We start from the raw sequence: 23,994 nt of genomic DNA on the forward strand, positions 1-23,994 counted from the left end.
GTCTCGCCCTTTAGGTTATCGAAGTACGGCATCGTGTGCCGGTCCGACGAAACTCGGTTCCCTCAACGAACACTGATTGCGTCTCTACGGGCTTCACGGAGATGCACCCGCTCCCGTCGAGCTTGCCGGCGGTAATGCCCCTGCCGACCTCGAACACCGATGAGGCCGCCCAGACTCTGAAGTCCTCCACCGACACTTCGACTGCGGCGAAAGCCTTGTCGTCCCAACCATGAACGTGAGCACCGATGAGGGCCGTCGCCGCTTTCACGGTCTGCTTGTCGGGACTGTCCACCCGTGCACCGTAGGTCCGATGAGTTCCGGTCGGGACGCACCCGAGGAGTGTGATTTCACGCCGCTCCGCGACGCCATGGATCACTTCCCAGGTCCGGCTGCCCTGGTGGACCTGAACGCCAGGGGACCTACTGAACATGACGCGGTCTTCGAAGGTGCCAATCAACGAGAGCACTAGGCCTGCGACTGGCTCGTACCGGAGCACTCCGGGCACCTGGTGATCAGGGTCGTCCGGCAGCGACCAGAGGCCAGCCCACTCGCTAGACGCGTCGAGATTCAGGGGATCGTTGGCCATCATGTTCCCTTCTCGCGATAGTTCGAGATTCAGAAGGAAGAACAACCCGGTGGGTTTCTCGGACTGTTCACGAGTCAGCGGGCCCCGTGCCAACCAGGAGACGGACAATAGCCGCTGGTCAATGCGACGCTAGATGCTCTTCCGCCTGCCGCCTCGAAAGCCATTTGAACGATAGGTCGGTCGGCTCTAGCCGCATTGTCACTTCCTCGCGGCCGGTCGATCCGTTGGCAGCGATCTCCTGCAATTCGGTCAGGTTGGCGATCTGTGCGTGCGGCGCCCAGATCGCCGCCGGACCGTAGGCCACTGTCAGGTCCCCGACCTCGAGTTGGAGGTCCGCAGACGCCATGAAGAAGCCGCCCGTTACAACTTCGCCGGCCGCAGCCGTCAGCCTTTCTAACAGCGTCCCGACCGCCTCGGGACGGATCCCGGCGGATAACCCACCGTCAAGGTCGACGTCCTCGCCGTCCAGCAGCCGAACTGCGGTCCGCAGATCGGCAACGTCCCTGTTCTTGATATTCGCCGGGTACCGGAGCACCGAACCCGTCAGATCCTGCATCCGTCGCAGGTCCTCGACAACCTGGGCGATCGGTGGCAACGCTGGATACGCCGCCGTCTGCAGCGGCCCACCGTCCAGATATCCGAGCCCAGGCATGTCCAGCCGAATTCTGGTGCCTTCGACGGCAGCGGCCAGTGTGCGGATCACTGGTATCAGAGAATCAATGTCATAGCCAACCAGGCTGTCGGGAAGGTTCAGCTCAAGCCTCGCACCGTCGAGCTTTACAGCTGACTCCTGTCCTACGGGTTGCGACGGCCGCGGGATACCCGCCTCGAACTTGGCCACGCCGGCAGCATCGTCTCCATACAGCGCTACTCCGCGACCCCCGCTGGTTCGTTCCCGGAAGAAGACGGGAAATCCCGTGCGGACCTGACCGTGGGAATCCTGGACTTGGAAGCTACATCTGAGCGGGCGCGGAAGCGTCTCGCGGATGGATCTGATCGCGAACTCGCTAGCCAGCGGATCCCCGTCTGCCACCAGGAGCCGTGCCTCCGGCGAGGCGTCGACCTCGACATGCGACACATACCCTGCGGGAAGTACAACGCTGCCGCCGAAACTGAGGGTGCTCTCGAAACGCCGCTGCAGCCTCTCGTCATCCGGATCGTCGCGGCGGAACCTGAACGTCGGCGTGATCGTGATCGGGTCCACGATGTGCGCGTCGGGGACCTTGGCCCGCAGCCGCGTCGTCGTGCCGCTGCCATCGACCGTGAAATCGAGCGTCCAAAACGGAGATACCTCGTCCACCCGCCGCCGCAGGCCGTCAATCCGGTCCCGGAGATCGGTGGCACCGTTAGCCAGGGCGGCACGCTCCAACTCGAACTCTCTAGCGCGTTCCAGGAGCTGACCGTCCACTCCCTCGATGTAGCGCTGGATGTCCGTATTCCCGGCAATCTGCCCGTCGAGCCAGTCCAGCCCCCACCAGCTCAACTCCACGCCCGGCGCGATCTTCGGCAGCTTCTCATCGAACCACGCCTCCTCACCGCTACGGATACCCGAACGCACCGGGCTCATATTCATCGGGATCACCAGCACCCAACGATTCATCGTCGGCGCCGAAGCCACAGCGGCGCGCAACGAGCGTTCGACCTGACGCCGCCGTGACGAGGTCAGCCGGCCGAAAGACTTGATCTCGAAGACGGTGAGCCCATCGGCCGTGACCAGTTGTGCGTCGCGCCCCCCCATCGCCGCCGGCACCGTCGAGCGAACGGAGACGCGGGTAGGACCGGCGGAGCAGCATCTGAATGCCACGCTCGGTCCGCTGCGCGTCCGCATCCCACCTGATCACACCCCATTGTCGCTCGTCGCACCGTCCACATCGGGATGGCTCGGGAAATCGCGCCAAAAGACACCCACTCCAACCGCCGCGGGACGCAGCCCCATAGCGGTTCCTGCACCGGCGACCAAGATCACGACCGTGCATCGTCACCGCATGCGGATCCGCCACCGCAGCAGCCGACGGCTAAGACATACCCAGTGATCATGTCCGAATATGACGCTTGAAACGAGCGAATGCGCCCCAGGTCTGTCACTGATTCTTCAAGAACGTTGACCTGATCAGGTCAGCAGCATCGATGAGCTCGCTGACGGGGATCTCGAAATCCCCGGTCGTGACGGTGTCGTTGCCGTCCTCGGTGAGGACCCAGCTCACCGAAACCGTGGCTGCTTCCGAGTCCCGCGCCACAAGCACGTAGTCGTCCACGTTGCTCTCCCACGGCACGTTCGGACGGAATGACTCGGGCGTGAGAGTGATTTTGGCGTCGTCACCGTAGTTCTCCCAGTCAACCGGATATTCGCGCGGAACCACCCGGTAGAGGGAGGGGTCGAGTCCGATCCGGTATGGGCCCTGCTGCGAAACGACCGGCTCGACAAGCTTGCTGTAATCGGCATCGTCGACGTCGCGGTGGTCGATCACTTCGCACCCGTGGAACGTGACGATCAGATGGGGCTTGGCAACGAATCGATCGCGGCTGACGACCCGGATCCCCACGCCCGGCAGGCCAACCCCGAGGAGGTGCTCGCGACCCTTCGAAATGTGGCTAGCCCGCTTCCTGCGCCACGCCTCCAGGCGTTCGGCCCGTTCATCGGCTGACATCGGCTTGGTCCTCCGGAAGAGGTCCGAGGCCAGGAACGCATACGCGGCCGGACGCTCAGTGGGCACTTCCGGCTTCGTGAACCGCTCCTCTTCGAACCTGCGCAGGACCTCCATCACTTCGTCGATGCGGTCTACACGGCCGATGGACCCGAGGATCTGGACGTCGAGGTCTATGGGCGACTTGCCGCCGCCTCGGGCCCGCTCCACGAGCATGAGGACTTCCCCGGCCCGGGCCGGACGGGTGTTGCTCGTCCCTCGCACGTAGATGGCACCGTTTTCGAGACTGTCTCGGCGGTCCTCTCCCTGGAAGCCCTTGTGGCACGGGAAGATTGTTTGCGCGTCTTCTGGCGGCAGCGCGATGACGAACAGCACCTCGCGGTCGTCATCGACACTGACCCTCCCGAACTCGAACCCTGGAAACTGTGGGCCGAGGTACTGCTGGAGCCGATCTTCCAGCTCGTGGGCCTCGACGCCACGCGGGACGCCCTGGACACTGCCCTTCCCCGCGCCGATGACCAGTACGGCGTAGCCCCGGAAATGGTGCGCCGCCTCCTGCGGCCGACGGTTCGCCGCCCCCAAGAGAAACTTTGCGATCTTCACCGAGCCTGACTTGCTGGTCGGATCAGCGCTGCTCTTCACCTCCAGATAGGTCGTCTCGGCCTCGTCGCCGACGTCGATCACATGGTCGAGGATGCTCCGGAGCGCGCGTTCACCGAGTGGGATCATGTCGGTGTCCAAAGCGGAGCGCTTGGAAGCTGGCCCGTCGGGGCGCACATGATCATCAGGCACAGGAGGATTCTTCCATTCACCTCCACTCGCCGTAGGCCGTAGCAGCGACGGACTTCTAGTTCTTCACAGTGATCGGCTCTGGCCTCCCTGGCTCCCAGATCTGCCAGCCGATCTTCTTCCCGAGTTCACCGAAGCAGCCTTGGACCGCGAGGCGGTGGACACAGAACCACCAAGCGTCGAGCTCGCCGGCGATGCGGCCGCGCAGCCTCGTCTCGTACTGGTCGAGCGCGCTGTTGTCTCCGTAGGGAACTTCGTGGAACTCAGGCTCCGTGGTCCTCGTGTGGAGCTCGACCCGCTCCCAGTATTCGGAGGGCGGATCGTCCGAGCCCGGCTGATCGGTGGCGAGGACGTCCAGGTGATGGAAGCGCCCCGATTTCCCATATCGCGCGAACGTCGCGAACAGGAGCGGGAGCGCCGTGCTCCCGTTGATCCGAGCCGCAAGCACCTCGGCGTATCCGATGTGCGTGCACCTCGCCAGGCCATGTTCGACGGCCGCCCCAAGGAGGTCATCCAGCGCCTCGATGTCGTGACCCCAGTCCCTCAACGTCTTCTCGGATGGCCACGAGCCCATCGTCTCGACCTCGTTGCAGCCGAGCAGGACCTTCATGGCCTTCTCGACGCCGATGCTGCCCATCGTGAACACTGCGTCCCCGTGCAGGGAAACGAACCGAAGTTTCCGGATCGCGTCCACGGAATCGCGTAGCAGATTTCGCACGGATCCCGCCTCTTCGATGAGGGCGAAACCCTGGCGCATCGAAAGCGCCGGATGCAGCCCCGGTCGGCGACCCTGAAGCGGGGTCGATGCCATGCCGGTGCCCTTCCTCGTCCACTCGCGTCTCCAATCCAAGGATAGAGTCGGGGCCGCTCGTTTAGGATCCGCGCGATTCTGCGACCGCGCGGTGCCGGTCTGCCTCATCGATCTGGTCAATCCAGACCACCATCTCGGCAGACCGAGAGCCGTCGCATTCAGGGTTCCTTGCCCAGTGATGGTTCCCCAGCGACATAGCGGCGATAGACGATATCTGCCGCGCTTGGCCCAGTTCCTGTAGGACCCGCCCGGCAGCCTGTCCGGTGAGCGGGCGTCCTACGGATCGGCAATTCATCGACGATCGATCGCCTCGCAGACAACGCACAGTGCCCTGCCCACGGGCGCTCACTCACTGCATCCGACGAGTGGCTTCTGACTCACCGTGCCGAATCGCGTCTCCTGATCTGAGGTCACCTGTCGGCGTGCGGTCTTCGGCGCCCAGTCGCTCAAGATCACGTTTCCGATCGACAGTGCTCCCGGACGCGGTCAACACCGCGGGGTGGTTGAACATCTTTCGAGCGGCGTCGGCGGCCGGTCCTGTGATCCGTGCCGCGTCGGCGTAGGCGAGCGCGACTGGAACTCCGTTGCGGCCGATGAGACGGCGAGCTTCACCGGCCGCGAGCGCATTTGCGACCTGGAACGTCTCCGCGTTGGTGACCTCTGCCAGTGGCGTGCGTACCTTAGCGGCGGCGGCGAGGGAGTCCTCATAGCATCGTAGGTACCAGTGGCGGGCGACTTGAACGCGCAGCGGATCGTCGTCGAATCGATGATCCGGAGCGTGTCTGATTGCTCGGGCAACTCCCACCTCGTGGAGGCGCTCGGTGATTCGCGCCGTTGCTGTTGCGGCGTCGGCGATGGCGATCTTCCGGGTCAGATCGACGGCACTCAGAGTGCGCAGCGGCCCAGCACTGGGGCGTAGTCGCTGAAGCAGGGCCGCTGCTCCTGTGGCCTGCTGGTCGTCGATCACCTCGTTCGGCTGGCTGAGGTTACTGCGTAGCGAGTTGATGTAGACGTGGAGGTACCAATCTCGCAGGAGCCGGCCGGCTGGGTTATAGCTGATAGTGCCCGCGTCGGTGTCGATCGTGGTGATCTTGATGATCTTCCGTGATCGTTCGCGGCCGGCTTCCACGGCCTGGCGGCGAAGCCGGTCAAGATCGCCTCGCGCCTGCCGTTCGGCTTCCTCGCGTGTTGACCGTACGACTGTCTCAGCGACCTCCTGCTCCATCGATCATTCCTCGATCTGATCCAGGTCGATGCCGAAATCGGTAAGAATTTCGCCATCCGACATCGAGGTTCGGAGGACCGCGATGGCACCGTCGCGTTCTGTGCGGCATTCGTCCGCTCGCTGCCTCGTGATGGCGACGGGATCCCACGAAGCCTCGGATCCATATCCGCTGTTGACACCGTTCCCGCTCGACTCGGTCATCGGTGCTCCTACTTTCCGATCGAGATCTGCGCTGTGCGCCGCTCAACTTGGGGAGTGAAATCATGATCGACTTCTGCGTATGCGATCTGTTCGCGGAGGGCTACGCAGTGATCACGGACGGACGCATCGGAAGCATCTGTCATGAAGCCGGGATGCCGTTCGGTGATCTCGGCAGCGGCATCGGTGGGGTCGATATCCAACCGGCGGGCCATGTGTACGGCCAAGCCCACTCGTTCCTCGGCAGGCAGTCTCTGCGCCCAGTCGACGAGGTCGTGGAACAACGCGTACGCCCGCGGAACGTTGTCACCGATCGGAGCTACATCGATTCTTCGGTCAGCAAACACATAGGCCGCGCTCCTGGCTGCGGCCACCATACGAACGAGCTCAGCCGGGTTCTCGACAGCCAGCGAGGCCGGATCCGTACCAGCTGGTAGCTCTGCGATCGTCACCCTCTTGATGCCGACGTCAGTGATCTTGGTCCATGCGCGTTCGACGGCCTTATTGCCTGCCTCGTCTCCGTCGTAGGCCAGACAGACCTCGGCAGCGCGGGTCTTCCCAAGCTCCCCTGCGTGGGCGACGGTGAAGGCGGTCCCACAGGTGGCCAAACCGACGAGATCAGTTCCACTCCGCAGGGCTACCAGGTCGACCGCGATCGCGTCGAGTGGACCTTCGCAGATCACCGGCACCGAGTCCAAGCCGATAGCTTGCCGATGCTCGCCCAGCCCGTACATCAGTTCGCTCTTCTTGAAGATTACGGTTGATGGTGAGTTCAGATACTTCGGAATCTCACCGTCAGAATCGGGGCCGCTGCGTGCGGTAAAGCCGACGAGGTCTCCTGCGGCGTCGCGGAGCGGTAGGGTCATCCGGTCGCGGAACCGGTCGATCAGGTTTCCCGTGCGCGCTCGGGTCGCCATGCCCGATGCCTCGATGTGATCATCGGTGTAGCCGAGCGACCGAAGATGATCGGTGAGCTCGGTCCAGCCGTTGGGTGCGTACCCGATGCCGTGACCGTCGACCGCTGTGCCGAGTCCGCGGCCGGCCAGGTACTCGGGAACCCACGATCGCTGAACCTGGGAACGAAAGTAGGCGTCGCTGTCGGCTACCACACCGAGCAGAACGGCCCGCTCAACCGGTGGAAGTGCCTTCGCCTCAACCTCCTCACGCAGCGTCTTCGTGTGCTCTGCCGCGGCTTGCGTCCGTACGGCGATCGCGGCCAGCGCAGCATCTGGCGCCCGAGCGGTCTGAGTGGCTTCGAGGATCGTCCGAGCTGCATCGATGACCCGCCGTCCGGTGCGGGTGACGATCTCGGCCATGTCGACGTGCTCGACCTCGGCGATCGGGTAGGCCCAATGGGTGACGTACGGGAACGAGTAGTTGTCGGTTGTCATGCCGTGGGAGGCGAGGGTCAGGTAGGCGACCGATTCGGCTTCGACCTCCTTAATGCCTCGGCACGGCGCGTCAGGGTCGTCGGCGTGCAAGATGATGCGCGCCAGCTCGTGAGCGAGGGTCTTGACCGCCTGGGCGTCGTCGACGTCGTCGCGGACCCAGACCTCCCGCGGGCCGGGCATCGTGGCGCCGTTGGCGCTTCCGAGCCGTTCGCTGCCGGCGCGGAGCAGTCGGTAACCGCGTTCGGAGACCTCGCGTTCGAGAGATGCCCAGAGGCCATCCGGCGCCTGGCCGACGAGAAGTGTCGGTCGTGCAGGCTCCGGTAGCGGCGCTCCGGTCGTCTGTTTGATGTCGAACACGGACACCGGTCGATAGCCGATGATCTTGTTCCGACGCCGCCGGTGACCGTCCTCATCGAGCACCGGCTGGCCTCGATCATCGGTCACGTCGATCCGACGTGTGACCGGGGCGAGCACCTTGATGGACCGCTCGCCCCACTGCACCTGGCGATCGATAGATTTCCAGGTGGTGTAGCTGGCCACGGCGGTCGCGTCCGGCCGCTGTCTCATGATCAACATGAGGTTGTCGAAGCTGTAGCGATTGAGCTTGCCGGCGAAGTCCAGCCAGTTCCGCCACTGATCACCGGTTTCGATCGCCTGGACGGCTGCCTTCAGTTGATCGTGGAGCTGCCCGATGTTGATGCGCCGTCGCTCCTGCTCGGACATGGTGGGTCACGTCCGTTCGAGGGCTGCGATGCGTGCGGCCTGCTGGTCGAGTTGGGTCTGCAGCGCTCGTACGGTCGCGGTCAAGTCGTCCAGCTGGTCCTGGAGCTGTTCGATGATCAACGGCAGATCTGAAGCGCTGGCGCGGCTGGGTCCTTCATCGTTGGTTGTGTTCGACATTGAATCTCCTTGATTCACAGGTGAAGCGTGGGTCCGCGTCGATCGTCAGCAACCGAGCGATCATCAACGGATCTCGGTTCGGCCTCGAGCTCGGCCAGCAGCCGGGTCGCACCCTGCGGTTCTTCGGTCGGCTGGCTGCGATGAAGTGCTTGCCGTACGTCGGACCAGGCGTGATGTTGCCGCGTACGAAGTTGCGGTTCGGGCCCGAGTGGATCATCGGTGGCAACGTCGTAGACCGCTCGGTACGCGACAACCTGCCTAATAGCATCGGCACGTTGTGGTCCGCTTCCGATAGTGGCGAGCCATGGCGCGGATGCGGCCTCCGCGCTGTCTGCCAGGCCTGTGATGCGATCCGCCATTTCGGCGTATCGCTGCGGCAGATAGCCGTCCCAGGGCGGCTCCAGTCGTCCTGGCGGACGAACGGCAAGCCATTGCGGAACCAGAGCAACGGAATAGTCATGATCGGCGCGCCGGAGCAGAACATCGAGGCGGTAGGCCATCACTTCAGTATCGGAGCGGGCATCACCCCATTCGTGCAGATCTTGGGCAGTCCGGAGGATCGCCTCAGGTGTCCAGCCTTCGGCTTCAGCTCGATGCAGGCGTCGTACGACCTGCGGCCAGGCGGGATCGTCGGTCAGTCCCGGATGTACTCGCTCGGCGGCGAATCGGAAGCGGTCGCCGACCTGAACGTCTAGCGTGTGCTCGTACTCCACAGCCATCCGGCGAAGATCACCAAGAGTGTCCACCGCCTCACGGATGGTCTCGTTCGCCGACAACTCGGCACCGCTGCGATTGATGATCATCCGCAGCACCTCCGCCGCGCTGCCCGCCACGTCCGGCTGATGATCGGGCCCGGGGTCGGTCATCACCGCAACGTAGAGACGGGTCGACTGCCGTGCACGACTGAGACCGACGTACAGCTCCTCGCGCCTCATCCGCGGATCGACCACAAGATGAGCGTGATCAACAGTCAGCCCCTGCGAACGACGGATACTGCGCGCGTAGCCCAACTCCACCTGGGAATCGACATAGTCCGGCGGCAACGTGACCCGGCCACCATGGCGTCGGTGCACCACGGTGAGCGCACCATCCTCGTGCATCCGATCGACCACCCACGAGTCACCGTTCTTGACCCAGTCCCGCCCGGCATGGACCGTCAGCAACCTCTCGTTCCGACGGGTCGTGATCCAATCGCCAACCCCGGCGACATTGCCATCCCGCAGGTTCGCACCCTCGGTCCTCGCCATTCCCGCGACCACTCGGTCAGCGCGAGCACGCGCGTTCAGTGCCGACACCTCGGTCGACGATGAGGCAAGCAGCACGGAATCCTTATGCGCGCGTACGTCTGCCAGCCACGCCTGGTACGCAGCGTCCGGCACCGTCTCGGTCGTGCCTGCGACCACACGATCATGGCTCAGATAGAAGTCGGTTGCCGTTGGTTCGCCGTCGCGCACCTGGAGCGTGGCGCGTGCCTCGGCCGGATCGGTGAACCGTACGACTTCCTGCATACGGACCGCGCCGACATCGTGAGCGATCTGACGGATGACGCCGCCGGCCTCGACAGCACCCAGCTGTTGATCGTCTCCGATCAGCCGGACGACCGCACCGGCAGCGCCAGCACGCTCGATGACCCGATCGAGGATCAGTGTGCCTGCCATGCCGGCCTCGTCGATCAAGATCATCGCTGCATCCGGGACCTGCGGCTGGTCGTGGTCAAACTTAGCGACTGTGTCGGCGGGCACACCCAGTTCGGTCGACAGCACTTCGGCCGCCGCGGCCGACGGCGCCAGAGCGAGCACGTCGCGGCCTGCGCTGGTCCACGCGTCCGTCACCGCGCGCAAGGCAGTGGTCTTTCCCGACCCAGCTGGAGCGAGCCCAAGCTGCACCGCCCGTCCGGATAGACACAACGCCGCGACCATCTGTTGCTGCCCCTTGTTCAGGTCCCGACCTGCCGTGGCGCTTCGGTCGATGGCGGTCCATACGGCGTCGACACGCAACTTCGCCGCACCCCGCGCACGCGCAGCACCGACGATGCGGTCCTCGGCCTTGAGGATCTCGACCGTCGTAAACCGCTCAGTAGCATGCTCGACGAAAACCGACTCACCATCAGAACGCTGCAATTCACGAGGTTCCGCCATGGTCCGCGGTGCTTGAATACGGATCGACCGCAGCGGGTCGGTCGCCGCCGCGACGATCTGCTCCACGAGCGCGTCGCGGTCGGCGCTCGAGATGGGACGCGACTGGCGGTGGGCCTCAGCTCGCACGTGGTGGATGTTCCAGGTCGACCTGGACGCCGACAGCACCCGAAGCACAGTGTCAGCAAGCTCACCCACGGAGACTTCAGGCCGTCGAACGGCCTCCGCGCGGACCCGCCGCTCAAGATCAGCCGCGACATCGGTGATGCCGAGCAGCTGCTGCGCTTCACTAGTCCACTCGCCAACCATCTGCTGCAGCGACCGGCCCGCCTGCTTGTCCGGGCGATCCGACAGCGTCGCCTGCTGATAGAGCTTCAGCCGCGCCGCCTCCGACGGATCCCGTCCGTGCCGCGACCGGTAGCCAGCAACCAGCTCCCGGTACGCACGCTCAATGTTCTGTCGGCGCTTCGAAAAGTGGCTGATCAGGGCAGAAGGGACGCCGACAATCTCGCGTACGGCACGATGATCATCATCGGGTCCTCCACGCTCCTCGAAATCGACGCCGAGCCGGCGTCGCAGCTCGTCTTCGATGCGCGTGTTGTAGCGCTCCGACAGGGACACGGCAGCAGCGAACAGGCTCCGGCCGTCCAGCGACCGCCACTTGCCGTCGAGACCCATCACCTTGTTCGAGATCGCGACGTGGGTATGCAGATCCGGGTCCCCGGCGCGCGAGTCCCAGTGATCAAACACCGCAGTGAGTACGCCGGTGGTGTCGATCTGCGCCTGCCCCTCACTTCCAGCCCGGGTGTAGGCGGCGTTGGCCTCCAACCAGCCAATCGCGTCCGCGACCGCGGCACGGTGGGCCTCGTAGATCTGCTGCCGGGTCTCGGCCGAGCCAAGACCCCACAGCACGGCAACCGACTTCACCGGAGTGAACACAAGGTCATAACCCGCCACGGCGCTCCGACTCGTCGCGCTCTCATCTCCGGAGAGCTCCAAGGGATCGAGCGGACTCCGACCCGTACGGCGGGTGAAGTCCCCAGCAGCAACCCGCTGCCGAACCTCGAGTCGCTCGTCCTCGGTCAACGGACGACCCAGCAACCGCTCCTGTTCCCGATAGCCGCGGCTGATCTTCCAGCGCAGATCACCCGTGCTCCCGTAGACCGGAAAGCGCCGACCGAGCCGCACCGCCCGATCCGCCTCGTTCGCCGACACACCATCGCGGATCATGGCCGCCCGAAGCGGCCCGGCATTGGGGTGGAGGCCCTCACCGAAGAGCGCCTGCATCTGTTCTTCAGTTACTGTCCCGTGAACATCGAGAGACGAGGCGAGCTGGCCCGCCCAGCGACCTGGCGGCTGTCCTGACGCGGTGTAGTACGCAGCGAGAGACTGTCCAGGCACGCTCGTGCCGTCGTGAACGGCCACCGATCGCATCAGGTACAGGTAGCCATCCCCAGCGTGAAGCACATGGATGGTCATCACGGAAGATAACTCTAGTTACCATTCAGAGGATCTGCAAGAGGTGTGTCATGTCAGGCTCATTTTGGGCGCAGCCCGCTTCCGGGCCGCCCTAGTCTCGGGCCATGGCCCGAGTCACATAAGCTTCTCGCCACTCACACTCGGGCATGTGGCCGCCTCGACCGACCCGCCAATGAGCCTCGAAGATGTTCACGTCATCAGACACTCGTTCGAGCCGAATGATCTGCTGCACGGATCGGAGGATCTGACGGATGAGCGGGTCCTCGCCCACGACCGTGCCCAGAAAAACCTGACTTGGCCCGCTAAAAATCGAACGCGAGTAGCATTTTCGACATGGGACAGCGTCGGAAGGAGCAGGAGTGGCCGATGCCGCCCGAGGTACGTCATGTGTGGTGCCAGTCGGGGGAGCATCACCGTCCTCCCGACCCGGGGTTGTTGGTCGCCTGGGAACAACATGGTGGCGCCCGGTGGGCCTGGGTGATGGTCGTCATCGATCGGCCAGGCCAATCGGCTGCAGTCATCCAACGGTGGTTTCACGAACGGGATGTCGTCGCAGCGCCGTCACGGCCCATCTCGCCCGACCGCAACAGATGGCACCGGGGATGGTTCGACGATGAGGACAAGGCAGGAGATCGTCGACATGGTCGATGACCAGGTGGCGACGGTCAGGGCTCGCGTTCGTGCACGAACTCCCCACGATGTGGCGCCTGCCGAAGAACGCTGGGAACAAGCTCGCGGCACCTATCAAGATGCCAGGGCAGAGATCCTCGGCCGCGTGGCTGAGGGTGAATTCGTGGTGGCTTGGTACGTCGACCGGGACTAGTCCAGCCGCAGCCTGACGAACCGCAACGCGTGCCGCCGACGTCCGCCCATCTCTGCGGTATCGGCACTCACTTCTGCGATCACGTCTGGCTCGACCCGGTTGACATGCACCGGGCTGCCGAACTGGCCGGATCCGATCACTTCCGGCCAGGGATGATCGCTGGTCGGCGGTCGAAGATGGGCGCCAACCGATCTCGACTGACCGGGAGAGAGCGGCGAGGTGCGGCCGAGGATTCCCAGTTGTCCGGTATTGTCCAGTCGGCCGATGAGCAGCGCCTCGGGTGCACTGACAGGCCCGACGACAGCGCCGATCACGCCGACCAGCGTCGCGGTAGCGGACCTTCAGCCAGTCTGCGCCACGGCGGTAGCGACTGGTTGCCCGCTTCGCGACCGCCCCCTCGATGCCCATCGGTGCCAGGGCGTGCATCCAGTCGATCGCCTCGGCCCGGTCTGCGGTGTACAGGGTGAGTTGCAGCGGCGGCCGCCACCCCTGGGCTACGTCCTCCAGGGCGGCGCGGCGATCGCGCCAAGTCGACCCGGTGATGTCTTGGCCAGCTGTCTGCAGCACATCGAACACGACCAGCGAGGCCGGCTGCACCCGTGCCAGATCCGTGGCACGCCGAACCCCGGCGGCCATCCGCTGTTGCAGCGTGTCGAAGCTGAGCCGGCCGGCAACGAACGCCACCAGCTCGCCATCCAGCACCGTCCCGTTCGGCACCTGGACCGCAGCCGAACCGGTGACGTCGGGAAACAAGCCAGTCAGGTCTGTGCCGCGACGCGACCGTAGCTCAACGCCGCGACTGGAGATTGTGAGTCGAACCCGGTATCCGTCGTACTTCGGTTCGTAGATCCAATCGGTCCCGTGCGGCAGGCCCTCGGCCGTGCGTGGCGCAATGAGGTCCAGGTCTGCCACGCCGCCATCGTTGCATTGCATGCATGCATCCCGAAGCTGCGGACACTTTCGGCCGGCCTGGACCTAGAGTGCGACGGGTGACGGCAGGGCGAGGATCGTGGACTGACGCGCAGTTCGAGCAGCTGGTTGCCGACTATCTTTCCGGCGATCCGCTGCGAGTCTTGGCTGCCCGGTACAACCGGTCCAGCACCTGGGTCCGGGAGACACTGGATCGGCTCGGAGTCCCTCGGCGACCCAAGGGCGGAGTGCAGGAACCCGTCCCGACCGCGGAGATCGTCCGCCTCCGCGACGAGGAATGCCTGTCCTGGTCCGAAATCTCCGCCCGGACCGGATTGACCGAGGAAGCCCTGCGATCCCGCTACCGCAGCGCGAACGCCGACGCGCCTGCGCGCCGCTACAACCGGCGAGGGGCCGACACCGACGATGCAGTGTGGCGACGCAACGAGGCGACGAACCACCTTGAGGGAGATCCGCGCGGCGTATGCCGCCGGCCAGACGATCAACGAACTTTCGGCCGAGTGGGATGTCCCGGCAAGAACCATTACTGCCTGGGTTCGGGACGAGCGGCTGGCGGTAAACGTCCGGCCGCTCGCCTGCAGCAGCGGATGACCGAGCGTGGGGTCGGTGACATCGTCGTCAGCGTCGACGACCACCACCCAAGCCAAGTCGCCAGCATCATGGGCGGTGAGGTCCCGTGACCGGACACGTTCGCGGCGATCCTCTGCGGACACGATGCTGACTCGTGATCTCGGCATCAGTCCCGGAACGGCTATCGAGCCGCGACCTGACCGCCATCAGCGTCTTTGAGGACGGCGAACTCGGCTACGACTTCGGCTTCATGATCCCCGCCCGACACGACGCGTGATCGTGGTATTACAGCAGATCCGCTTCGGGAACCAGAATCGTCACCCTGGCTCGAACCATTCCACCTTCATCCTTCACCCATACCCTGGCGGCCCCCGCAATGAGTTTTCGGTCGCGCGCCCGAGCCAGCAGATGCGGCGAGTAGGTCGCGGCCAGGTTGGCGGGCACATATCCGACAACGAAGCCCTCGATCGCGACGGCTACCGCGTTCGGGTCGTGCTCATTCCATGGCTCTGGCACCAAGACGCAGCGCTGATCTTGCAAGGTGGTACCAGCCGAGGTAATCGGCATTCCCATGGCCCGAAACAACTTTCTGAAACTCTTCGAATGGTGCGTCTCGCCGTTGACTTCGATCTGCTCATCAAGAGGTAGACCGGCGTCAATCACGGTTAACTGCTGCAGGACGCCCTCGACCGTTGGCTCCGCTCCTGCCGCTTTCGACTCCGTCGTGGGAACCGCAGCTCCGCTGGCGCTCGCATGCAGCTGAGCGCCGGGTGCCGGTCCGGCTGGCAGCCGTCCCGGTCGAAGCTGGGTGGTCAGGAAGCGCGCCAACTCCTCAAAAGCTTGGCGATCTTTGCGCCTGAAGTGAGCGACGAACTCCCGGCCGCCGGCGGCGACAGTGAGCCGACCATTAGCCAGCATCGATGCCGGGAAGAAGTCCACCCGCTCCAGGTGGGAAAGGGGAATGACCACGCTGTCCCCGACGGCGTACGGGTTCCCAGCTGCCACAGGACCGATCCCGATCAAGGCGCCGCGCGCCATCGGATTCTTCGCGGTGATGATCACCGATTCGTTGCCAACCTCAACCGAGCACATGTAGCCATCCACCCCAGGAACGATGCCACCAGTCGAATCCATGCGTCGCCAAACCGGGACAACTGTTTGGTCTAATGATTGAGATCCCCGCGGATCGGACTGCCATGCAACCGCCGGGTGCTCGCAGATCCTCGATGATGTCTCTGAGCTAGCCGACAGACGTTCGGTTGACGGTCCCCGCGTGGTCGACCGGGGTCGAGGCCGACCAGGCCTGGCATCAGCCAGAAACGACCGTTTCCGGTACGCCCCCTCTCCGCAAGACGCACCCTTGCGGGCATCGCAGCCGGGCGGGTCTAGCGGGCGCTCGTGATTCAGCCGGTCACGAGGGTTCGGTCGGCACGCTGATGGGACGGCTTGCGGGCGTCGGGAGTCGACAGCTTCGGTTCGCGTGTGCACGCTCGCACGGGGCCTTCTGTCGGCCGTCCTCACGATGACCGGGCGCACACAGTTCGCGCACCTCATTGGGGTACTATCCGGTTGGGCGTGGCGCGCTCGGAGCGCGGCCTGGCGAAAGTCAGGTGTGTACCGGGTTCGACTCCCGGCCGCCAGAAGGCATGTCCCGTACATGCAGTCCGGCGACCGTGAGTAGAACCATGACTAGCTATCCGACCAGTCCGAACTTCCTGAAGCACGCAGCGAATCTGAATGCAGTCATTGCCGCTCTGACGCAGGTCGAGCGTGCTCACAAGCGAGCCATCCGCGACCACGATGAGCCGAGCGAGATGGCATTCCGGAAGGTCCATACGTTGCTTCTCGGAGTCTATGCCGAGGCGCGTTTGCGAAAGATCATCGACGACCCGACTGGTTTCAACGACCGAGAGCGGCGGCTAATTTGGTCGAACCGAAGCCAAGAGCAGAGGTGGGTAACTGCCGTCGAGTTGGCGGCTCGACGACACTACCAAGTTCTCACCCATGAGGAACTTGCCAACGTGCTACCGCCATTGGCTCTCGGTCGTATCGAAGCGGTTTCCGACCTGCTGGTGGGTGAGTTGTCGGCGATTATTACGGATCGCAACCGGCTGGCCCACGGACAGTGGGTCTGGCAACTTCGCAGTTCATCCGACGATCAGTTCTCGTCGACGCCGCACGACTACGATTACAACTACGAGGCTCTCCGCGCGCGCCGAAGTTTGCTCGACAAGATCGGTGAACTAGTAAATCTCTTGTGTGTCTCGGAACCTACCTTCGACCGCGAGTTCAACACGCTCACGCGAAACATCGAGGACGCACGGTCGAAATTGGACGGCATGACTTATCCGGAGCTTGCCGCTCAACTCCGGAGATCCCGCCAGCGCCCGAGCGGTAGAGGCGGTCGTGCCAACGGTCAGAAGTAGGTTGCGGTGGGGCGGGCCTGCTCGGATATGGATCCCATTCGGGCACGATATTGACCGACATGTCACGTCGCGCCGAAGGCGTGAGCGAGGTCTCTTCGAGACCGATTGCAGCGTCAACTACCACCATCACCCCGTGCTCATGATGGAATTTGACGCCTGGGTCGGAAGCGGCCTGAGTCTCGCGGGATCAATAGCGACAGCCCGGAAACGCTGACTCACCTGTGGACCCAAGCCCTGTTGGATGCCCTCACAGTAACGTGGATGGCTCACCAAGCGCCTTACGTTCCTGTGGCGGTCTCCGACTGGCCATACAGACGCCGCTTCGGCTTCGGCGCCACTGGAAGCACAGGCACTCTCACCGCATCGGAGGGGTCAGTCCAAGCGCCTGGTGCGTACGCAGACACGTACGCACCGACCAAGCTCTTTGGCGTAGCGGCGCGTCAAGTGTCAGACCGCTGCGATGCACGACACACTGTGGGGTGTGGCGGAGGCGGACGCGATCCAATCAACCCCGGAGCCGCCAACCCCGGAGCCGCCAATGCCTCAGCCGCCAATGCCGCGGCCGCCGGCTGTACCAGCTGAGGAGAAAGTAGATATCCCCGACGGGGTATCGGCGTTCGTCGCGAAGGTCCTTAACCAGTTGAGTTTGAGCGCATGGTTGCCCGCGACGCTCTTCGCGGCGAGCGTCACCCTGCTCGTCCAGTTTCGAGCCGACAACTCGTGGTCTGTAAGTCTAGCTCTGGACCGCATAACGGACGACTGGAAGAAGGTTCTTCTTCTGGCCGTGCCAGCCCTAGTCTTGGCGACGATGGTGACGCAGGCTTCATCATTCGCCGCTATACGATTCTTGGAGGGCTATTGGAGGCGAAATGGCCCCCTTGGGTTGCTGCGAAGCGCCCTAATATATCGACACGTACGACGACTGGAGCGCTTGCAGCGCAAGCGCAACGCTGCAGCGGACAAAGCCTTCGCTAAGGCTAAGGATGCCCTTCGTGGTCGGGCTCCGTACACGCCAAATGTGCTGTCCGGACTCGAGATGAAAGCGATTGGCAGGGACGTTCCTGATTACCTCACGGCTGAAGAGAGAGGTACTGTCCGTAAACTCAACTGGCGGAGCAAGTGCAATGCTTGGGACCTGGCGAAAGTTGATCACCTAGAGGCGCTGCAGAGGGATTACCCGGCTTTGAAGCGTCGGATTATGCCAACCAAGCTCGGCAACGTCCTACGGCGCACCGAAGACAATCTTCGGAATACAGGAGGTGACCTTTCGAGTTTCGTCATGCGACGGCGCGAAAAAGTCTCACCTAGGATCCAACTCCAGCACGATCAATTTCGTGACAGGTTAGACATGTATTGCACCCTGGTGTTCGTATCCGGAGCTCTGTCGATGATCTCTGTCGCTCTGTTATTGCATCACGTTCACCACTGGTGGCAAATTGCTGTCTACGCTGGCGGCTTCTTGGGATTCGCCTGCGTGAGTTACTCGTCGGCAGTGTCGAGCGCTCGCGGATACTGCGTGGCGCTTCAGGCTATGGACGACCCGCCGTCGGGGTCTGTCGCCGGACCTGCACTCTGAACGGGCTTCATGAGTACACCGTCGTCTGGACACTCGGGTGTCGTAGAACTCCACAGGGTGAGGCCGCAGATGCCGCAATTGAATTCGACGTCTGTTGACTCATTCTCGCCGGGCGGCCGGTCGTCGACCATGTGGTGATCGTCCTCCGCTTGGCGGACGCCGTCAAGAGGGCGCGAGATGAATTGGTGCGCGTCCGCCCGACGCATCACGCGTGCCGGCAATAGATTGCTTGTATGGCCGAAAATGACGCTGGTCGAGCTGCGCGATTAGCACCATGGGTACGTGCGATGGAACTAAGCGATCAGGTGTTCATCACGGGAACGACCTTGACGTTCGAGAAGATCAAGCAGCGGCGTAGTGACCTGCCGTACCCAATCGATGAGGTGGGCCTCCGCGAGGCGCGCACGCCTGCGGAAGCGGTGCGCATCGCTCGTTCGATCGCCGAGAACTATGCCAACCTGGAACCGGTAATGGCCCCGGACGGGGTGGATGAAAACTGGCGGATCTCCAACATGGCTAAAGCCGTCGCAGAGACCATCGAGCGGTATCACCCTTAATGGGCTACCCCTTCGCGCAGTCGCCAGACCCGCATGGGCTTGCGATGGTCAACAGCAGCACCATCCGGGGGTGTACTCCGCCCAAGGCCTGTCGGACGCCCGTGTCACGCTGAATTTTCGCCGCGGTGCCTGTGCGGCGTACGGGGCGGGAGCTGGTCACGCACGGTGTGTGGCAACGGTTCAACTGCATATGCCCGGGATTCCTTCAGCCATCCTGCCTGTAGACGTCGATCGGTGCCCGCCAGTGCCGGCGGTCATCGATCGCTCCCGCTCCTCTCGATCACCGATCAGCCGAGACAGCTCGGCTAGATGGTCGACGTCGTTGAGCCCGCGACCTGCGACAGCGATATTGGTCGCTGACCAGATTGCCCGCACGTCATGCCGAACGGTGGCCACCACCAGAGGCAATTTTTCGGCGAAGCGCACCGGACTTCGACCGGCATTGAGATCCCGGACCCGGGCTAATTGCGAGGCACAGAGTTTCGTTGCCCCAGACCCGATCGAAAGCATCCGCATAGAACTGGAACAAGGGACTCTCGGCGCAGTCGAGCCGCAGCACCGGCGATTCTGACGCCCACACGCCGTACGCGTGGGTGTTGATCAGCAATGTGTCGTCGAAGCGAAATTCGCTCGCGTACAAGGTCGTCGAGTGTGTCCGAACACAGACGTTCGGCCCGAGGTCTCGCGCGAGATAGGTCTCCGTCGTACGGCAGCGCTCCGGCAGCCACGCGAGGCCAAGCTCCTCTGCTCTGGATTTGACCGCCGCGCAGTCAGCGTCCCCGACGAGCAGCCTGATCACCGCGCCGCACTCGCTCTTGAACCGCAGCACGTCGGCCAGGTCGATCGTCTCGACCAGGAACGCGCCGGCGTAGATCAGGATGTCAATCTGCCGTTTCGCACGATCAAACAGCGAGTGCCAGGTCTCGGATGAGATCGAGGTGCGGGTGGGCCAGATGCCACCGATCGCCTCGGGCACACCACCAAGACCATCAGCAAGCAGCCCCGGCCACAGATACGTCTCCTCATGCCCCAGCGCCCGAGCCACCCGGTGCCGGGTGATCGGGTATGGGATCCGGTTCTCCGTCAGCCATCGCTGCACAGTCTTCGAGTCCACCTCCACGAGCTGCGCCAGGCGGGCAGGCGTGACCTCCGCCTCCAGCATCGCACCACGGAGCCGATGATTGACCACTAACTCAGGTTACCATTCAATGATGCTGCGTGACCCATAGTAGATGTCCGTAGATGTCCGCGGGATGCGGTGCCGTTGTCCACAGATCCTGGCGAACCTTGCATGTGAGCGCATTTTCACGCACACGTTCGGAGTATCAGCACTAGGACTCATGGAGCGCCAATGAACCAGAACCGCATCGAAAGCGAGCCGGTCAGCCGACATCGGCTCGTCGATCTGGTGGTCTTCGAATACCGGTCCCTTGTGGTCCGTCGGCTCGGCGTGACCGCCGAATGGCGGGTCCTGGAATGGACCAACGCCGCTGCTTGTGCCGACGAGGCCGAAGCCACCGCCGACACTTGCCAGCGCTGCCCGGTTGTCGGCGAATGCCTCGCCGCGGCACTGGCAAGTGACGATCGCGCCGAATGGCGGGGTGGGCTGAGCCGGGATGACCGCAAGCACCTGTGGGCCGGGATGGAGCGGACGTATCGGGAGGTCCGTGATCTTGAACTCATGCGTCTCGACGTTGATCACCTGATCAGCGGCCGGCGCCCGGCGACCCGTCTCCACACCGTGAACGGAACCGAGCCATGACCACGGGAAGCGTAGACGTCGAGGAGACGATCACCGACCTCACGCAACTGTTGACCGCGATCGCGCGCCAGTCACTTCGTGATCATCGCATGCCCGATGTTGCGTCCGTTGTGACAAGTTCACTCGTCGCTGCCGCCGCGGACGTCGGCGGTCCAGAGCGTCTTCTTGGGCGACCGGGCCCAAGGGCAGCCGCATGTCTGCGCGAGCTTCTGCTCGGTGCCACGGGTGAACACACAGATTGGCGGTGGAATCTGATAACGGAGGCCGTCACAGTCTCTCGGAACGTCCCGGAGTTGATCGAGGATACTGATCCTCGTCCGGGCATGGTTGGCCTCCGCGAAGCGGAGGACAACGCCAGCGTCGGTGATTGCTCTGATGAAGATCAACTGGCGCACTCGTCCGAGGCGGCTCTCACCGACCTGGACCGCCGGTACGCAGACAGCCGCGCGCTGTACGCCCAGCGCTTCGTCGCAGCCGTGACGCCAGCCGCGACCGACCTGCTGGGGCTGCCGCTTCCGCCACAGGTACTGGTCGATGACGATCTGCGATCAGTCTGGTGGGACGACGGTGCGTTTCACAAGCCAGTGAAAACAGACGCTGCAGTCGTTTGCGAACTCTCGGAGCGAGTCCACGCAATCGTGCCGCTGCAGAAGGTCGACATCCGCTCCAATCAGCCCGAGCCGATCGAAGGAAGTTGATCATGGTCGAACATGCCGTCTTGCCCGTCTTGTGCACCGTCGGCGAAGCCGCCGAAGCTCTGCGGCTCAGCCGGTCGGTGATCTATGAGCTGATCCGATCAGGCAGGCTGCGCACGGTGAAACAGGGCCGACGTCGACTGGTGCCGGTTCACGCGCTGGAGGAATTCGTGGCCTCGTTGGACGGCGCCTCGTGAGCCGCCGTGGTCGGGGTGAAGGATCGCTGTACTGGCAGGAGAGCCGGCAGCGATGGGTCGCGGAGGTCACTGTTGGTTTCGACGGCGGCGGAAAGCGAATCGTCCGGCGGGCCCGTTGCCGCACCAAAACTGAGGCGCGCGACAAGTTGCGAGAGATGCTTCGGGACCTGGAGGATGATGTCCACCCAGGCAAGCCGAACTACACCGTCGCCGAAGCCATGGAGGACTGGCTGACCTACGGGCTGGGTCGCCAGGGTCCACCAACGATTAAGAAGTACCGGTCTCTCTCGGCGACCCATATCGTGCCGTTCCTGGGAAAGCGCAAGTTGCGCGAGCTCACGGCGACACAAGTGGAACTTTGGCTGGCGAACCGCGCCCAGGTGCTGAGCTCGGAGCCTCTCCGTCGGGTACACGCCTGCCTCAACCGCGCCGTAAGACGGGCGATGGCGCTCGACCTGGTCAAGCGGAACGTCGTCGAACTTGTCGAAATCCCTCGTGGAAAGCGTGAGGGCCGGCAGTCCAAGTCACTCACACCGGAGCAGGCGGACCAGATTCTCGCTCGGACAGCCAACGATCGGATGCACGCCTACATTGTGCTGTCGCTCCTTACCGGTGGTCGGACCGAGGAGCTTCGTGGCCTTCGCTGGGAACATGTCCATCTCGATCCGACGCGCGCGGGTGACGAGAAGATCGGCCCGTACATCGAGGTTTGGCACTCGGTCCGACGAGGCGGGGACACCAAGACTCGGCGATCCCGACGAACCCTTGCGCTTCCCCAACGCTGCGTCGGCGTGCTGCGCAAACGCCGCGCTGATCAGGAGCGTGAGCGCCTGCTTGCCGGCGACCAGTGGCACAACTCCTGTCTGGTCTTCACGACCGGGCTGGGTACCGAGATGGATTCGGCGAACGTGCGCCGCGACTTCCGTCATGCCCTGCGACTGGTACCAGGGGTCGACCCGAACGAATGGACGCCACGGGACCTACGGCATTCGTTCGTTTCGCTGCTGTCGGACGCCGGCGTTCCGATCGAAGAGATCTCCCGGCTAGTCGGGCACAGCGGTACGACGGTCACGGAGCTTGTCTATCGACACCAGCTCCGCCCTGTTGTGCAGACCGGTGCGACGATCATGGATCAGCTGTTCGGCAGCGATGCAGAGGGTCCAGAGCCGTTGTCATCCGCTTCGTCATCCAGGGTCGAGCCGGACGACGAGTGAAGGGTGTTTCCCCTTGTCAGATGGGTGGGCCTAACTGGACTTGAACCAGTGACCTTTGCCTTATCAGGGCAACGCTCTAACCGACTGAGCTATAGGCCCGCGATCCCGACGGAGCGCGTCTGACACGTCTCACGCCGAAGCGAAACGGTATCCCATCCGACCCCGTCCGCTCAAATCGGATCAGTCCTCGGCGAGGGTGACCTCCAGACCACCGAGCATGGTGGCGGCCAGGTTGTACAGGAAGGACGCCAGAGTGGCCAGGGCGGTGAAGATCACCACGTCGATGCAGGCCAGGAACGCGGTCACACCCATCACCTTCTGGGTGTTGACGTAGTCCTCAATCCGGAACGGCGTGGTGTCGCCCGGGCTCTGCAGAACGCTGCCGACGATCGAGTCGACCGAGGCGAACAGCCCGGACGAACCGATCACCGTCCAGACGGCGAAGACTGCGACCACGAACACGATGCCGGCAGCGATGGAGAACATGAAGGACGTCTTCATCACCGACCACGGGTCCAGCCGGGACAGCCGCAGCCGGGCCTTCCGGGTGCCGCGGGCGGTCCCCGCCCGTGGCTTGGCCGCCCGGGCCGGCTCGGACGGCGCCGATGCGACTGGTGCTGCCGCCGGAGCTGCAGCAGCCGGGTTGGGGTCGGGTTGGACCGCGGGGGACGACTGGTCGCGTACCATCTCGGCGGCCGGACCGGCGTTGGCGGCGCGTTCGGCCGCCTTCTCCGACTTCGACCGCGGCTTCACCGCGTTCAGCACCGAGCTGGCGATCGACCCGATCGCGGTGGTCTCGTTCTCCGACTCGTCCGCCTCGCCTGCCGACCCAGCCGAACGCGCCGCCGCCGGCTGGCCGTCGGCCCGCTTGGCCACCGGCGTGTTCTCGGCTGCCTTCTGCGCCGGCCGGGCCTGCGGCGTCAGCTTGTCGCGACCCTGAGCCGGACGACTGTTCGACGTGCCGTTGCGGGCAGCAACGGACGCCGCGGCCGCGGCATAGAAGTCCTCCGGCCCGGCGGCGTTGCCCCGGTCAGTGGTCGCCGGCCCGGAAGACCCCTCGGGTCCCCTGCTGCGTTCACTCACGG

The 23,994-nt window shown here is 64.0% G+C and carries 24 protein-coding genes, 1 tRNA gene and 1 pseudogene; 10 read left to right on the plus strand and 16 right to left on the minus strand.

From position 1 onward, the window contains the following. Nucleotides 1-10: 10 nt before the first annotated feature. The 9 genes from GJV80_RS24645 to mobF form a co-directional block, all read right to left on the minus strand. Nucleotides 11-589 carry a hypothetical protein gene (locus GJV80_RS24645; protein WP_255455492.1) on the minus strand — a complete coding sequence of 193 codons (579 nt, stop codon included), beginning with the start codon at nucleotides 587-589 and terminating at the stop codon, nucleotides 11-13. A gap of 115 nt (nucleotides 590-704) precedes the next feature. Beyond that, complete coding sequence (locus tag GJV80_RS18580) at nucleotides 705-2,324, minus strand: hypothetical protein (RefSeq protein WP_154689166.1); 1,620 nt, start codon at nucleotides 2,322-2,324, stop codon at nucleotides 705-707. 343 nt (nucleotides 2,325-2,667) lie between these two features. Then, nucleotides 2,668-3,960 carry a hypothetical protein gene (locus tag GJV80_RS18585; RefSeq protein ID WP_230207839.1) on the minus strand — a complete coding sequence of 431 codons (1,293 nt, stop codon included), beginning with the start codon at nucleotides 3,958-3,960 and terminating at the stop codon, nucleotides 2,668-2,670. 118 nt (nucleotides 3,961-4,078) lie between these two features. Continuing rightward, nucleotides 4,079-4,831: a hypothetical protein gene (locus GJV80_RS18590; protein ID WP_154689168.1), complete on the minus strand. Its 753-nt coding sequence runs from the start codon at nucleotides 4,829-4,831 to the stop codon at nucleotides 4,079-4,081. A 349-nt stretch (nucleotides 4,832-5,180) separates the two neighbouring features. Next, entirely contained in the window at nucleotides 5,181-6,056 is an 876-nt protein-coding gene (locus tag GJV80_RS18595) for a hypothetical protein (protein ID WP_154689169.1), read from the minus strand. 3 nt (nucleotides 6,057-6,059) lie between these two features. Then, nucleotides 6,060-6,257 (minus strand): hypothetical protein, encoded by a 198-nt coding sequence (locus GJV80_RS18600; RefSeq protein WP_154689170.1) that lies wholly within the window; start codon nucleotides 6,255-6,257, stop codon nucleotides 6,060-6,062. A gap of 8 nt (nucleotides 6,258-6,265) precedes the next feature. Next, nucleotides 6,266-8,368 carry a toprim domain-containing protein gene (locus GJV80_RS18605; protein WP_154689171.1) on the minus strand — a complete coding sequence of 701 codons (2,103 nt, stop codon included), beginning with the start codon at nucleotides 8,366-8,368 and terminating at the stop codon, nucleotides 6,266-6,268. Nucleotides 8,369-8,374: 6 nt separating this feature from the next. Beyond that, nucleotides 8,375-8,545: a hypothetical protein gene (locus GJV80_RS18610; protein WP_154689172.1), complete on the minus strand. Its 171-nt coding sequence runs from the start codon at nucleotides 8,543-8,545 to the stop codon at nucleotides 8,375-8,377. A gap of 14 nt (nucleotides 8,546-8,559) precedes the next feature. Continuing rightward, nucleotides 8,560-12,159 carry a MobF family relaxase gene (gene mobF, locus GJV80_RS18615; protein ID WP_154689173.1) on the minus strand — a complete coding sequence of 1,200 codons (3,600 nt, stop codon included), beginning with the start codon at nucleotides 12,157-12,159 and terminating at the stop codon, nucleotides 8,560-8,562. 613 nt (nucleotides 12,160-12,772) lie between these two features. On the opposite strand from mobF, the gene GJV80_RS24270 reads away from it, so the two are divergent. Further along, on the plus strand, nucleotides 12,773-12,982 hold the full coding sequence (locus tag GJV80_RS24270) for a hypothetical protein (protein ID WP_230207840.1): 210 nt from the start codon (nucleotides 12,773-12,775) through the stop codon (nucleotides 12,980-12,982). Here the strand turns inward: GJV80_RS24270 and GJV80_RS24275 are convergent. After that, the gene (locus tag GJV80_RS24275; RefSeq protein WP_230207841.1) at nucleotides 12,979-13,296 is read right to left on the minus strand and encodes a hypothetical protein; all 318 of its coding nucleotides are present in this window, start codon (nucleotides 13,294-13,296) and stop codon (nucleotides 12,979-12,981) included. The genes GJV80_RS24270 and GJV80_RS24275 overlap by 4 nt on opposite strands. Nucleotides 13,297-13,378: 82 nt before the next feature. Beyond that, nucleotides 13,379-13,915 (minus strand): annotated as a pseudogene (locus tag GJV80_RS25225) (hypothetical protein); the annotation flags it as partial. A gap of 56 nt (nucleotides 13,916-13,971) precedes the next feature. Between GJV80_RS25225 and GJV80_RS18625 the strand changes: the two are divergent. Together GJV80_RS18625 and GJV80_RS24650 are read left to right on the plus strand one after the other, a co-directional pair. Beyond that, a complete protein-coding gene (locus tag GJV80_RS18625; RefSeq protein ID WP_154689175.1) occupies nucleotides 13,972-14,592 on the plus strand; it encodes a hypothetical protein in 621 nt (206 codons plus the stop codon). Between the two features lie 44 nt (nucleotides 14,593-14,636). Further along, nucleotides 14,637-14,759, plus strand: a complete 123-nt coding sequence (locus GJV80_RS24650; protein WP_255455493.1) for a hypothetical protein — start codon at nucleotides 14,637-14,639, stop codon at nucleotides 14,757-14,759. 8 nt (nucleotides 14,760-14,767) lie between these two features. On the opposite strand, the gene GJV80_RS18630 is transcribed toward GJV80_RS24650, so the two are convergent. Beyond that, nucleotides 14,768-15,616, minus strand: coding sequence for an HIRAN domain-containing protein (locus tag GJV80_RS18630; RefSeq protein ID WP_154689176.1), 849 nt, complete (start codon nucleotides 15,614-15,616; stop codon nucleotides 14,768-14,770). 551 nt (nucleotides 15,617-16,167) lie between these two features. Between GJV80_RS18630 and GJV80_RS18635 the strand changes: the two genes are divergently transcribed. The 3 genes from GJV80_RS18635 (at nucleotide 16,168) to GJV80_RS18645 (ending at nucleotide 19,041) form a co-directional block, all read left to right on the plus strand. Next, a complete protein-coding gene (locus GJV80_RS18635; RefSeq protein WP_154689177.1) occupies nucleotides 16,168-16,908 on the plus strand; it encodes a hypothetical protein in 741 nt (246 codons plus the stop codon). Nucleotides 16,909-17,368: 460 nt separating this feature from the next. After that, nucleotides 17,369-18,484 (plus strand): hypothetical protein, encoded by a 1,116-nt coding sequence (locus tag GJV80_RS18640; protein ID WP_154689178.1) that lies wholly within the window; start codon nucleotides 17,369-17,371, stop codon nucleotides 18,482-18,484. A 233-nt stretch (nucleotides 18,485-18,717) separates the two neighbouring features. After that, the gene (locus GJV80_RS18645; RefSeq protein ID WP_154689179.1) at nucleotides 18,718-19,041 is read left to right on the plus strand and encodes a hypothetical protein; all 324 of its coding nucleotides are present in this window, start codon (nucleotides 18,718-18,720) and stop codon (nucleotides 19,039-19,041) included. 180 nt (nucleotides 19,042-19,221) lie between these two features. Here GJV80_RS18645 and GJV80_RS25230 read toward each other — a convergent pair whose 3' ends face one another. Further along, nucleotides 19,222-19,467: a TraM recognition domain-containing protein gene (locus GJV80_RS25230; protein ID WP_370518777.1), complete on the minus strand. Its 246-nt coding sequence runs from the start codon at nucleotides 19,465-19,467 to the stop codon at nucleotides 19,222-19,224. Continuing rightward, on the minus strand, nucleotides 19,418-20,203 hold the full coding sequence (locus GJV80_RS18650) for a hypothetical protein (RefSeq protein ID WP_154689180.1): 786 nt from the start codon (nucleotides 20,201-20,203) through the stop codon (nucleotides 19,418-19,420). The genes GJV80_RS25230 and GJV80_RS18650 overlap by 50 nt, the downstream gene beginning before the upstream one ends. 189 nt (nucleotides 20,204-20,392) lie before the next feature. On the opposite strand from GJV80_RS18650, the gene GJV80_RS18655 reads away from it, so the two are divergent. The 4 genes from GJV80_RS18655 (at nucleotide 20,393) to xerC (ending at nucleotide 22,909) form a co-directional block, all read left to right on the plus strand. Next, a complete protein-coding gene (locus tag GJV80_RS18655; protein WP_154689181.1) occupies nucleotides 20,393-20,803 on the plus strand; it encodes a WhiB family transcriptional regulator in 411 nt (136 codons plus the stop codon). Next, nucleotides 20,800-21,501, plus strand: a complete 702-nt coding sequence (locus GJV80_RS18660; protein ID WP_154689182.1) for a hypothetical protein — start codon at nucleotides 20,800-20,802, stop codon at nucleotides 21,499-21,501. The genes GJV80_RS18655 and GJV80_RS18660 overlap by 4 nt, the downstream gene beginning before the upstream one ends. 2 nt (nucleotides 21,502-21,503) lie before the next feature. Further along, a complete protein-coding gene (locus GJV80_RS18665; RefSeq protein ID WP_154689183.1) occupies nucleotides 21,504-21,695 on the plus strand; it encodes a helix-turn-helix domain-containing protein in 192 nt (63 codons plus the stop codon). A 155-nt stretch (nucleotides 21,696-21,850) separates the two neighbouring features. Next, nucleotides 21,851-22,909, plus strand: coding sequence for a tyrosine recombinase XerC (xerC, locus tag GJV80_RS18670; protein WP_230207843.1), 1,059 nt, complete (start codon nucleotides 21,851-21,853; stop codon nucleotides 22,907-22,909). 25 nt (nucleotides 22,910-22,934) lie between these two features. Here xerC and GJV80_RS18675 read toward each other — a convergent pair. Both GJV80_RS18675 and GJV80_RS18680 read right to left on the minus strand, forming a co-directional pair. Further along, nucleotides 22,935-23,008, minus strand: a tRNA-Ile gene (locus tag GJV80_RS18675). An 81-nt stretch (nucleotides 23,009-23,089) separates the two neighbouring features. Beyond that, nucleotides 23,090-23,992: a DUF3566 domain-containing protein gene (locus GJV80_RS18680; protein ID WP_154689185.1), complete on the minus strand. Its 903-nt coding sequence runs from the start codon at nucleotides 23,990-23,992 to the stop codon at nucleotides 23,090-23,092. Between the last annotated feature and the right edge of the window lie 2 nt (nucleotides 23,993-23,994).

It is taken from the genome of Microlunatus sp. Gsoil 973 (assembly GCF_009707365.1).
Lineage (GTDB): Bacteria > Actinomycetota > Actinomycetes > Propionibacteriales > Propionibacteriaceae > Microlunatus.

Coding starts and splice junctions, on each gene's coding strand:
- GJV80_RS24645 (WP_255455492.1), bottom strand. CDS start 589: ATGATGGCCAACGATCCCCTGAATCTCGACGCGTCTAGCGAGTGGGCT.
- GJV80_RS18580 (WP_154689166.1), bottom strand. CDS start 2,324: ATGGGGGGGCGCGACGCACAACTGGTCACGGCCGATGGGCTCACCGTC.
- GJV80_RS18585 (WP_230207839.1), bottom strand. CDS start 3,960: ATGATCCCACTCGGTGAACGCGCGCTCCGGAGCATCCTCGACCATGTG.
- GJV80_RS18590 (WP_154689168.1), bottom strand. CDS start 4,831: ATGGCATCGACCCCGCTTCAGGGTCGCCGACCGGGGCTGCATCCGGCG.
- GJV80_RS18595 (WP_154689169.1), bottom strand. CDS start 6,056: ATGGAGCAGGAGGTCGCTGAGACAGTCGTACGGTCAACACGCGAGGAA.
- GJV80_RS18600 (WP_154689170.1), bottom strand. CDS start 6,257: ATGACCGAGTCGAGCGGGAACGGTGTCAACAGCGGATATGGATCCGAG.
- GJV80_RS18605 (WP_154689171.1), bottom strand. CDS start 8,368: ATGTCCGAGCAGGAGCGACGGCGCATCAACATCGGGCAGCTCCACGAT.
- GJV80_RS18610 (WP_154689172.1), bottom strand. CDS start 8,545: ATGTCGAACACAACCAACGATGAAGGACCCAGCCGCGCCAGCGCTTCA.
- mobF (WP_154689173.1), bottom strand. CDS start 12,159: ATGACCATCCATGTGCTTCACGCTGGGGATGGCTACCTGTACCTGATG.
- GJV80_RS24270 (WP_230207840.1), top strand. CDS start 12,773: ATGAGGACAAGGCAGGAGATCGTCGACATGGTCGATGACCAGGTGGCG.
- GJV80_RS18630 (WP_154689176.1), bottom strand. CDS start 15,616: ATGGATTCGACTGGTGGCATCGTTCCTGGGGTGGATGGCTACATGTGC.
- GJV80_RS18635 (WP_154689177.1), top strand. CDS start 16,168: ATGACTAGCTATCCGACCAGTCCGAACTTCCTGAAGCACGCAGCGAAT.
- GJV80_RS18640 (WP_154689178.1), top strand. CDS start 17,369: ATGCACGACACACTGTGGGGTGTGGCGGAGGCGGACGCGATCCAATCA.
- GJV80_RS18645 (WP_154689179.1), top strand. CDS start 18,718: ATGGCCGAAAATGACGCTGGTCGAGCTGCGCGATTAGCACCATGGGTA.
- GJV80_RS18650 (WP_154689180.1), bottom strand. CDS start 20,203: ATGCTGGAGGCGGAGGTCACGCCTGCCCGCCTGGCGCAGCTCGTGGAG.
- GJV80_RS18655 (WP_154689181.1), top strand. CDS start 20,393: ATGAACCAGAACCGCATCGAAAGCGAGCCGGTCAGCCGACATCGGCTC.
- GJV80_RS18660 (WP_154689182.1), top strand. CDS start 20,800: ATGACCACGGGAAGCGTAGACGTCGAGGAGACGATCACCGACCTCACG.
- GJV80_RS18665 (WP_154689183.1), top strand. CDS start 21,504: ATGGTCGAACATGCCGTCTTGCCCGTCTTGTGCACCGTCGGCGAAGCC.
- xerC (WP_230207843.1), top strand. CDS start 21,851: ATGCTTCGGGACCTGGAGGATGATGTCCACCCAGGCAAGCCGAACTAC.